At 59.0% G+C, this 664-nt stretch carries 1 protein-coding gene; it reads left to right on the forward strand.

Features of this window, described 5'->3' with window-relative positions; translation table 11 throughout:
• Nucleotides 1–150 precede the first annotated feature (150 nt).
• Entirely contained in the window at nt 151–618 is a 468-nt protein-coding gene (locus NW843_RS13540) for a peroxiredoxin family protein (protein WP_011432999.1), read from the forward strand.
• The last annotated feature ends 46 nt before the right edge of the window (nt 619–664 follow it).

Here is a 664-nt window from a genome sequence, read left to right on the forward strand (position 1 = left end):
CGGGGCTGGGTGGCCTTGTGGCGCTTTACTACCCTATCCCCACCACCACCACCCCGTCAAGATATCCAACCCAAAGTTTTTTGAAGCCAGAAGGGATCCGGATCCACCGTTAGACTGTTGAAGTGAGCTCAGATTGGGTTAGACGGGTTTATGGGGATTGTGATTGGGGCTGTTGCTCCTGACTTTAGCTTGCCTGCGGTGGGGAAAGGGATCCAAAAGGGAGCCCAGATTTCACTGGCGGCCTACCGGGGCAAGAGCAAGGTGTTGCTGGCCTTTTACCCGGCGGATTTTTCCCCGGTATGCACGAGCGAGATGCGTTGCTTTCGGGAGGATTGGGAAGCTTTCCGGGCCGCGGGCTGCGAGATCTTGGGGATCAGCAGCGATCCCCTCTCCAGGCACCAAGCCTTTGCCGAGCAGCTTAAGCTGGAGTTTCCTTTGCTGAGCGATGTGGACAGAACCGTGAGCCAGCAGTACGGGGTGGACAGCCTGCTGGGGACGCGGCGGGCCTATTTTTTGGTGGATAGCCAAGGGATCCTACGCTACCAGCATGTGGAGTGGCTGCCCTTGTTCAAGCGAGACAACCGGGAGCTGCTGGAGGCCGTGAGGGCGATTAGCTAGCTCGCCGGGAAGCCCCGCACTCTCTGCAACAGCAGGAGGGTCGGGA

It is taken from the genome of Synechococcus sp. R5-12 (assembly GCF_047502655.1).
Classification (GTDB): domain Bacteria; phylum Cyanobacteriota; class Cyanobacteriia; order Thermostichales; family Thermostichaceae; genus Thermostichus.

Excerpts from the sequence above, each read along its gene's own strand:
- NW843_RS13540 (WP_011432999.1), top strand. The coding sequence starts at position 151 with ATGGGGATTGTGATTGGGGCTGTTGCTCCTGACTTTAGCTTGCCTGCG.